Source organism: Microcoleus sp. PH2017_12_PCY_D_A, assembly GCF_020738565.1.
In the GTDB taxonomy this organism is placed as follows: domain Bacteria; phylum Cyanobacteriota; class Cyanobacteriia; order Cyanobacteriales; family Microcoleaceae; genus Microcoleus.
Map to the genome: position 1 here is coordinate 1 of NZ_JAEQCI010000165.1, position 9,602 is coordinate 9,602.

Sequence of the window (9,602 nt, forward strand, 5' to 3'; positions counted from 1 at the left end):
TGTGCATCATTACAATGCTAATTTACAACTCTAAATGCCTACTTTTCTTTGACGTGAGTTTTATTCTCTCGATCCTTTCCTTCAGGGCACTACCCCGCGACGATCCCCAAGAAGACAATTTCATCCGGAATTCTCCCCAAAACCAAAGATATATGGTAAGAAGTTCCCGATGCCCCGTTGGAGGAATGCCACCTAAAGCTCACTTAGAATCTCACCTGACGGCAGAGGAACTCAAAATTCGCTACCGGCAGGCACAAAACACCACAGAGTCGCGCCGCTGGCACTTGCTACTCTTAGTTTCCCGAAATTGGACTATCAAACAAGCAGCCCAAGTCGTAGGGATTAACTACGACTACGCCAAAGAAATTGTCCAGCGCTACAACCGAGAAGGGCCTAACTCTGTGAGAAACCGCAGCGGAGACCGCCAGCCCCCTCCTGCCAAATCCTTGCTGAGTCCCGAACAGCAAGAAGAACTGCGACAAGCGCTGCAAGGCCCCGCCCCCGACGGCGGAGACTGGACAGGCCCCAAAGTAGCTCGCTGGATTGCTGAAAAGACTGGTAGCGCTCATGTCTGGCCCCAACGCGGCTGGGATTATCTCAAGCGGTTGGGTGTTGATTGGCGGCGGCGCCGCAGAAAGTAGATAGTTCGCAATAATATTTAAAGGGGTCGATCGCCATTGGGTGCGATCGCTCCCTTTATTTTTGAAGAAGTCATTAGTCATTAGTCATTAGTCATTAGTCATTAGTCATTAGTCATTAGTCATTGGTCATTGGTCATTAGTCATTAGTCATTAGCAGTATTCGTAGGGTGTGTCGCCATGAAAAATCCCTAAATTAAATGGACAATTTTGTGGCGACGCACCTTAGGTATGAGAATTAAATAACTTACAATCTTTATTATTCTTGTGGGATGGGCGGGAGAGCCCGTCTATAAAGGACGGGCTCTCCCGCCCATCCCACTTTCAAGAGTGTAAATTATTTAAGTCGCGATCCTTATATCATTTATCAAAAAGCTTGCTACAACAAAAATGTTGGGTTGGTTTCCTCATCCCTTGAAAAGAAGAGGTGCGTCGCTCGATCGATTGTCGCTCTTTCTAGAGGATTGTCTTTCTTCGACGCACCCTACGGCGACTAAAATGCCCAATCAAAAATCAAAAATCAAAAATCGTTTGACTCTTGTAACAATAGCTGCTTAGATTGAATTTGGTTGTGTTGAGGATGTGGAATATGCCAGGGTTCAGCCGTTTTTTGTCGATCGCAAACAAGATGGCGACAGTAGCAGCCAGCATCGGACTGGTTCAGGTGTTAACCATCGCCAGTTCATTTGCTCAATCATCTAACCCGCGTTCCCTAGACGAACTCTACAAAATTCGCGATCGGCTCGTCACCCAACTAGAACAACCCGCCTCACCCTCCCCAGAACCAACCCTGCTCTCCGGCTTAGTTCCCTTCGCCGGCAATCCTCAAGAAAAATTGGTACAGCAGTTGCAAGAGGTGGAAGTTCAAATATTAGTAGAACAGAGAGCTAACGACAACTTACAGCAAGCAGTCCGTTTGGCCGATCGAGCCGTAGACACTGGAAAGCAGCAAAATCAGTCGATCGAATCTTCGCAGCAAACTCAATTTTTGTGGCACCAGGCCCTCAACAACTTGCAGGAAGTTCCGCAAAATTCATTTTTAGCTCCCCTCACAGCCTCAAAAGCTCAAGAATACCGGGAAAATTTAACCGCAGCAACCTCTCAAGTGCAGCAAGCAAAATCAGATTTTTTGGCTGTGGTTGCCAGGGAAAGCGGTTTGTCTAGGCAAGCGTCGATCGGCATTTGCCACCTTTCTAGAGAGTGCGTCAACCTCCGGGGCGATGTGCCTCCTATCAGCCCGGCCAGCTTAATTAAAGTGCCGATCGCTGTCGCCCTGATGGAAAAACTCGACAAAGAAAAAATCAGTCTCAACCATGAAGTATTCGTCGATAGGGGCAATTTCACCGAAGACGCATCGACAAAGATTTTGTCCGATCGCAATTACCCGGTATACCTACTGTTAGAAGAAATGATCGATCGCAGCAGCAACATCGCCACCAATCAACTAATCGATTATTTGGGTTCCGATTACATCAATCAATTCTTAGAAAATCGCGGCTACCAAGTCACCCGCGTCAACTTCAAATTAATGGGGGAAAAAACTATGCCCGCCAACCCCGGTTCCGGGCCAAACCGCGTGACTGCTAACGAACTCACCGAAATGATGGTGCAAATTTACAACGGCGAAACACCGGGCGCTAAACTGTTAGTAGAAACTCTCAACCAGCAGTACGATCGCGCTTTGGGATTTGCAGCCTTGAAAGGAACTAAAGCTCAGTGGTTGGGCGAAAAAACCGGAGAGAATTCCCTGGTACTCGGCACAACTTTAGCGATGAACATTGACGGCGAAGCCTATGTGATGACTGTGATTGACAGCCGCACCAGCGGCGACCTACAAATCCGCCAGTCTATTGCTAAAATTGCCGATTATATTAGCAACAATCCCAGCTTTTAACCGCTGGAATATACACAGGACTTACGCACGGGTGGCCAGAAACCGGGTTTGATGGACGAAAATCCTTCGCTGCAGTCCACAGAAAGAGCAAAAAACCCGGTTTCTGCGATCGTGGTGCGTAAGCCCTCACACAATTTATAGCGGGACAACGCACCGCCCAAACAGTTAAACAATGTCGCATCAAAAACTCAACGTTTCCGTCAAAGGAAAAGGATTTCCGATTCTCTGCTTGCACGGCCATCCAGGTTCCGGCGATTGTATGTCCGTCTTCACAGAACACCTATCACAGCGGTTTCGGACGATCGCCCCAGACTTGCGCGGCTACGGCAACAGCCGCACCTCAAATTCCTTTGAAATGACCGACCACTTGCTTGATTTAGAGGCACTTTTAGACCGATTGGGAGTCGATCGCACTTTAGTCATCGGCTGGTCTTTAGGAGGCATTTTAGCCCTGGAACTAGCCATGAAATATCCAGGGCGAGTCACCGGTTTAATTCTCCTGGCATCCGCCGCCAAACCGCGCGGAAGTCACCCGCCCATTTCTTGGCAAGATAACCTTTACACCGGTTTAGCCGGAATTATCAACTGGGTGATACCAGGTTGGCAGTGGAATATTGATACTTTTGGCAGGCGATCGCTCTTTCGCTACTTGATCCAGCAGCATACAGCGACGCCTTACCGCTACTTAGCACGGGCGGGTACCCCCGCCTACCTCCAGACTTCCAGCGCGGCTGCAAAGGCGTTAAATACCGCTCTCAGGGCCGGATACGATCGACTGCTGCACCTCGGCGACATTCAATGTCCGTGCTTGGTGATGGCCGGAGAGGTCGATCGACACATCACCTCAGCATCCAGTTTAGAAACAGCCCGCCACCTCCACGATTGTCAGTGGCAGTGTTATCCCGATACAGCCCACTTGTTCCCCTGGGAAATTCCCGATCGGGTAGTCACAGATATCGATCGGTGGATTGAGAGTCACCCCCAAGCAGTTAGCAATTCCGAGTCTTGAGTTTTGAATTTTTCCGAATAAATTAATCATCCAACCGTCTAGAGTTTTGAAATTATATCGTTGGCGTTGGCATCCGAATTAAACAGTGCGATCGTCCCGAAGAGCGATAACCACTCGCGATCGGGGTTTAGCTTGCAGGGTATAATTCCGATCTTGCCGGATTTGAATTGACAACTCAAAACTCAAAACTCAAAATTACCAAAAAGAATTGGTTTAAAGCCGGAACCCCGATCGCTCTTGAGAAATTAAAATCAGACTATTCATTACTCCAATCCTCGGACTTTCAGGTAGAGGTCAACTGTCAACTGTCAACTGTTTGCTGTCAACTGTTTGCTGTCAACTGTCAACTGAACCTGCTGCTACTGGCCGCTCAAAACAGGCAACAACCCTCCCTCACCAAACTTTCCCAAATCATCTGCAACCGTCAAAGCAATAGGTTTGCAGCGCTGAATGGAAACACTAATACCTTCTGCACCTTCATTTTCTATGTCTTCTACATATCCTGCTTTTGCAGATTCCGCCTCTTGAGCCGTCAAGAAGGGGCCAAAATAGTAAATGCACCGCGGCGCTGAAGTTTTCACTTCAACCCACCAAGCCAATCCGAAAAAGTTGAGCAAGCTAATCAAGAGTTCTTTCATCTGCTTTTCTTCTAATGTATTTAACGGTGTTTTCAGGGTGCTGCGGGCAACGCCTGCGCTTTTGTTATTTACGCGGCTTTAATGCTACCTTTGAACCAATCCAAACCTATTTAAAACCAATATCTAAATAGATTGGTGTCGATTTCCTGTTGAAAAGTAGGGGGAAGGCCCCTTCTACTTTCGCCTGTCCGTAACGGCGGCCGATCTATTATTACTTGTTCAGAGTGTGCTACCGCTCAATATTTTGGCGGCCTTCGCATATTTTTGCATCACCGCAGTTGCTGACCAATTGGGAATAACCAAAGTGCTATCTCCTCAGAGTTATCTGTTTGTTATGCAGTTGCGCTCTAATTTGAGTGCATATTAGGTGTTTTCCCAGGTGACATTCTACTCGGGATTTTGCTAGTGAGGTCTAAGTAGCTACAGACACCGATAACCAGGCTTTAGCTACTTACATAAATTACTCTGTTGTGCTGTTTTTTTCAACCAATTTGACTATCAGTGGACGTGAAATTTTTTCGGCCCGCGCTGGCGGTAAATTTCGTATAAAGCCATTCCCGTTGCTACCGAGACATTCAGGCTAGGAGTCTTTCCCCTTAAAGGAATTGAAACTAATCCGTCACATCCGCGCTGTATCAAAAGGCTCAAACCGTCAGCTTCACCGCCCACAACTAAAACAGTCGGCCCGGAGAAGTTGATTGTCTCTAATGAGTCACCCACGCCTGCTGCTGCGCCGTAAATCCAGAATCCTGCCTCTTTCAATTCTTCCAGCGCCCGGTTAAGATTCACCACCCTCGCCACTGGCAGATTTTCCAATGCGCCTGCAGCCACTTTTCTGACTGCCGAGGTAATCCCAACCGCCCGCCGCTGCGGAATCACCATACCCTGAGCTCCCAATGCTTCTGCGGTGCGAACAATCGCCCCTAGATTGTGGGGGTCGTTGAGTCCTTCGGCTACCACAATTACCGGATCGGCGCAAGCAGCCTTAGCCTGTGCGATCAGTTCGCTCAAATCCAGGTATTCGTAAGCTGATACTTGGGCTGCTACGCCTTGGTGGTTTGCTTTGCGCGTGATGTAGTCGAGGCGCAAATCGTCAACTTCATCAATGATGCTGCCGTTGGCTTTGGCTTCGGTTAGCAAGCTGTGAAAGCGGGGATCGTAGCGCAGGTGCGGGACAACCCAAATTCGGTTCAGGACTTGGTTTGTTTCTAAGGCTGCTTGCACTGCATGGCGGCCGTAAATCATGTCATCTGTGTCTGCGTCTGGTTGCACGACGGTATTTGAGGCAGTGTCAACCGGGCGAGTGTCTCTGTCTTTGTCTCTGTCTCGGAAATGGTTGCCCCGGAATTCCGGCGGGCTGCTGTCTCTGTCTCTGTCTCTGCCTCTGTTTTTGTCTCTGTCCTTGTAAAAATTGCCCCGGGATTCCTGCGGGCTGCTGTCTCTGTTTCTGTCTCGGAAATTGTTGCGGGCTGGCTGCGGGCTGCCGTCTCTGTCTCTGTCTCTGTCTCGGAAATTGTTGCGGGCTGGCTGCGGGCTGCTATCTCTGTCTCTGTATCCGTCTCTGTCTCTGTCTCTGTCTCGGAAATTGTTGCGGGCTGGCTGCGGGCTGCTGTCTCTATCTCTGTATCCGTCTCTGTCTCTGTCTCTGTCTCGGAAATTGTTGCGGGCTGGCTGCGGGCTGCTGTCTCTATCTCTGTAAAAATTGCCCCGGGATTCCTGCGGGCTGCTGTTGTCTGCGTCTCTGTCTTTGAAATGTCTGCGTATGGACGGTTGGCTGTCGGAATCGGCATTCCGTTTGTAAATCGATCGCACGGGCATTTCTCGGGATTGGGGGGAAAAGGTCGATCGCTTCTGAGGGGCGTCTGTTGGGCGAGTGTCGGGACGGGGCTTGCGTTCAAACCGGGCTGAGGACGGTTGTGAGTCTTGACGGCGGCCTTCGCGATTGAATGGCTTGCTGTCGGAATTCGATCGCGAGGAGTTTGGTCTAGTAAATTTTCTCATTTGTTTGTTGTGGTCAACACGATTTTAGATTTTAGATTTGGGATTTTAGATTTGGGATTTGGGATTGATAAAGCAATCTTAGGGCTTTGAGATTTTAGATGTTAGATTGAGGGAGCAAGGATTTTACCGCTGCTAAACTTGCTTTCTGATGGACATATCGATTTTGTTTGCCTTCGCGAGCTTTTTGCTGTTTTAGGCTAACCGTGCCAGAATTATCAATTAATTCCTCGCCCTTCCCAAATTTCAACGGCTAAATACTTTCAGTCTCAAGTTCTAAAAATCCCAAAATTTCGGTCAATCTTTCGGGGTCTGTCAGGTACAAATATCCGACCAACGTTTCTAAGCTGGTGGCTTGTTGGTATATTTCTGGATCTGCTCGCTTAGAACGGCCCGATACGGCATTGCGGCCGCGCTTGACAATTGCTAATTCTGTACTGTTCAAGTAAGGAGAGATCGATCGCAAGTGACGCGCTTGAGTTTCTGCTCGTACTTGCCCCACCACCAATTCGTGATAAGCTTGCAATCTTCGGGGCGGCATTAAATACGAACTCCGAATGTAGAGTTCGTAAACTGCATCCCCCAAATATGCCCATGCTGCGGGCGAAATCCTTTCTATTTCTGCTGGTGTCGCCCTCGCAGGATGCTGTCGATTTAAACTGATATCACTCAGACTCAGTTTGAGTCCGTCATCGGCTAGAGGCGACATACTTTTTTAAATAAAACTTCGGCACAGCTTGGCTTTTCTACACTTACTTATTTCGTCTTTCGTTTCTTCAGCTATTATAGCGACTGCACGGGTTTGTCAAGGCGATCGCTTAGACCTGCTGCTTCCCTAATTCTTATAGCATTTTTCCGCCTATTTGCCACACATATTTTAATCTCCTCCACAGGATCTCAAAGCATGGGAGGAAATAGCGGGCCTCTCGCGGCGCAGCTTTTGGGAAAATCGATATTTTTTACCAGCACAATCATAAAAATTTGCTATCCAGCGTCGATCACCGGATAGCTAATTCAATCCACTGTGGCGTCAAGCATCCTTGACGTTTTTTACCGCCTCATCAACCGAAGGCTGCAAAGACAAAAATTTCTCTAAGCGAACCAGTTTAACAGTCTGAGTTACGCGGGGATTTGAGACAATTTGCAATGTCCCTTCCAAGGTTTGGGCTTTCTTGACCAGTTGCACAAGTGCGCCCAAGCCTGAACTATCCACAAAATCTATCTGAGACAAGTCCAAAATTACGTGTTTTGGGCCCTCGTCAATACATTTGCTTAGTACCTTCCGAAAAGTGGCCTCAGAAAAAGCGTCCAGCAGGCCGGTCAAGCGAAATAACTGATGGTTATCCTTGACTTCGCGAGTGCCTCTGAGGCTAACGGTCAGGGTCAATGACTCAGGAATGACACCCTCCTAGCTAGATATGGCTTAAAGTCGAGGCTTCATTATAGGAGTTTTTTGGTATTTTGTCTACAGTTTTTTGGTCATCAGTCATCAGTCATCAGTCATTAGTCGTTAGTCATTAGTCAGAAGCCATTTACACAAACAGCCTCTGATAGACGAGCAATGGCAAAAATAGCTATGACGGGCCAGGAGGCTCAATCCCACAAAAATGATTTTTTCTGGTGGGGAGTAGGGGTTAGCCGTCCCGCCTGCTGGAAAATTTGATTAAAAGGACTGAGACAATTCAAGTCTGATGACTGATGACGTTGGACGTTCGCTCGGGTGGGACAGCACTCCTAACTAATGACTAATGACTAATGACTAATGACTAATGACTAATGACTAATGACTAATGACTGTTGACTGTTGACTATTGACCAATGACTAAGCTGCTGCTTTCTGATTGTCTCGCATTGACTGGACGAATCGATCGAACAAATAGTCAGCGTCGTGGGGGCCCGGACTGGCTTCTGGGTGGTACTGGACTGAGAACAGCGGCAAGGTTTTGTGCTTCAATCCGGCTACGGTGCGATCGTTCAAATTGAGGTGAGTAATTTCTACTTCCGGGACTAGAGAGTCAGGGTCGATCGCAAAACCGTGATTTTGGCTAGTAATTTCTACCTGCTGAGTTAAACCCGCCGGATGATTCAATCCCCGGTGGCCGAACTTCAGTTTAAAAGTTTCCGCACCCAAGGAAAGGCCCAGAATCTGGTGTCCCATACAAATGCCGAACACAGGTTTGTCGGACTTCAACAAAGCTTTTGCAGTCGCGATCCCTTCCGTTACCGCCGAAGGATCTCCAGGCCCGTTGGACAGAAAAATGCCATCCGGGTTGTATTTGAGAATCGCCTCGGCTGACGTGTCGGCGGGTACAACAATTACCCGACAGCCGTAACTCGCCAAACGCCGCAGGATGTTGCGCTTGACCCCAAAGTCTAGGGCTACCACCGTCCACATTTCGCCGTTATCCGGCTTGACTGTGGGACTGAACTCCCACACGGCATCTGTGGCTTCAGACCACTCGTAAACCTCGCGGGTGGTCACTTCCCGCACCAGATTCAGCCCGGCCATGCTGGGGGCGTTTTGGACTTGCTCTAAAAGCTCCGCCTGGTCGAGAATCGTCGTCGAAATGCCGCCGTTAATCGCTCCCACGGTGCGAATTTTGCGAGTCAGGGCGCGGGTGTCGATGCCGTAAATACCCGGGATGTCGTACTGTTTTAGGTAGTCTTGGAGGGATTTTGAACAGCGCCAGTTGCTGGGTCGGCTGCAGACGTTGCGGGCGATCGCGCCTTTAATTTGCGGCCGCGAAGATTCTTCATCTTCGAGATTTACCCCGGTATTGCCCAATTCTGGATAAGTAAAAGTGACAATTTGACCGCAATAGCTCGGATCGGTCAAAACTTCTTGATAGCCAGTCATTCCCGTATTGAAAACTACTTCGCCGACGACGGTGGCGTCAGCGCCAAAAGACCAGCCGCGGTAAGCAGTACCGTCAGCTAGGACTAGGAGGGCGGGTTGTGCAGTTGAAAGTGACATGGCATCCTTAAATTACAGTCTGTTTGGTTTAATTCTTACCACTGCCTGGGATTTGATGCTAGCCGGCAATATACAGATATTATTTTAATTTGTGCAACAGCAACAGGTAATCCACAAACAGCAGAAGAGAGCAAATTCTGGATATCCACCTGCCTCAGCAATTTATCGGACAGCAGCTCAGTCCAGGCGAGTGAAAAGTCTAAATCTCTACCAAAATTAGGGGGTTAGAGCCTCGTGCTTCTAGGATGACTTTATTCTAAAAATCCTCTTGCCATTTTGTAGAAATCTGGTAAAATCAAACAAGGAGGTGATGCAAGTGTTCAATCTGACTTATGAATTCAAATTGAAACCCACAAAAACACAAGTAGCAATATTTGAGGATTGGTTGGAACAATGTCGCAAGGTATATAATTATGCCCTGCAAGAACGTAAAGATTGGTATAATTCGCGA

Annotated in this window: 9 protein-coding genes; 4 read left to right on the forward strand and 5 right to left on the reverse strand. The window is 48.3% G+C overall.

All coding sequences use genetic code 11. The features are described 5' to 3' along the window. Positions 1-185 precede the first annotated feature (185 nt). The 3 genes from JGK39_RS30485 (at position 186) to JGK39_RS30495 (ending at position 3,541) form a co-directional block, all read left to right on the forward strand. Complete coding sequence (locus JGK39_RS30485) at positions 186-641, forward strand: helix-turn-helix domain-containing protein (protein ID WP_293175010.1); 456 nt, start codon at positions 186-188, stop codon at positions 639-641. A gap of 586 nt (positions 642-1,227) precedes the next feature. Next, complete coding sequence (locus JGK39_RS30490) at positions 1,228-2,532, forward strand: serine hydrolase (protein WP_293249005.1); 1,305 nt, start codon at positions 1,228-1,230, stop codon at positions 2,530-2,532. 172 nt (positions 2,533-2,704) lie between these two features. Next, positions 2,705-3,541 carry an alpha/beta hydrolase gene (locus tag JGK39_RS30495; RefSeq protein ID WP_293298584.1) on the forward strand — a complete coding sequence of 279 codons (837 nt, stop codon included), beginning with the start codon at positions 2,705-2,707 and terminating at the stop codon, positions 3,539-3,541. Positions 3,542-3,900: 359 nt separating this feature from the next. On the opposite strand, the gene JGK39_RS30500 is transcribed toward JGK39_RS30495, so the two are convergent. The 5 genes from JGK39_RS30500 to carA all read right to left on the reverse strand — a co-directional run bounded on the left by JGK39_RS30500 (position 3,901) and on the right by carA (position 9,151). Then, positions 3,901-4,179: a DUF1816 domain-containing protein gene (locus JGK39_RS30500; protein ID WP_293249017.1), complete on the reverse strand. Its 279-nt coding sequence runs from the start codon at positions 4,177-4,179 to the stop codon at positions 3,901-3,903. A 498-nt stretch (positions 4,180-4,677) separates the two neighbouring features. Then, positions 4,678-6,180 (reverse strand): 23S rRNA (guanosine(2251)-2'-O)-methyltransferase RlmB, encoded by a 1,503-nt coding sequence (gene rlmB, locus JGK39_RS30505; protein WP_293249020.1) that lies wholly within the window; start codon positions 6,178-6,180, stop codon positions 4,678-4,680. A gap of 250 nt (positions 6,181-6,430) precedes the next feature. After that, complete coding sequence (locus JGK39_RS30510) at positions 6,431-6,886, reverse strand: ribonuclease III domain-containing protein (RefSeq protein ID WP_293249023.1); 456 nt, start codon at positions 6,884-6,886, stop codon at positions 6,431-6,433. Between the two features lie 321 nt (positions 6,887-7,207). After that, a complete protein-coding gene (locus tag JGK39_RS30515) occupies positions 7,208-7,564 on the reverse strand; it encodes an STAS domain-containing protein (RefSeq protein ID WP_293249026.1) in 357 nt (118 codons plus the stop codon). A gap of 435 nt (positions 7,565-7,999) precedes the next feature. After that, on the reverse strand, positions 8,000-9,151 hold the full coding sequence (carA, locus tag JGK39_RS30520) for a glutamine-hydrolyzing carbamoyl-phosphate synthase small subunit (RefSeq protein ID WP_293249029.1): 1,152 nt from the start codon (positions 9,149-9,151) through the stop codon (positions 8,000-8,002). 316 nt (positions 9,152-9,467) lie between these two features. On the opposite strand from carA, the gene JGK39_RS30525 reads away from it, so the two are divergent. Further along, on the forward strand, positions 9,468-9,602 hold a 135-nt coding region (locus JGK39_RS30525; protein ID WP_293297167.1), incomplete at its 3' end, for a helix-turn-helix domain-containing protein.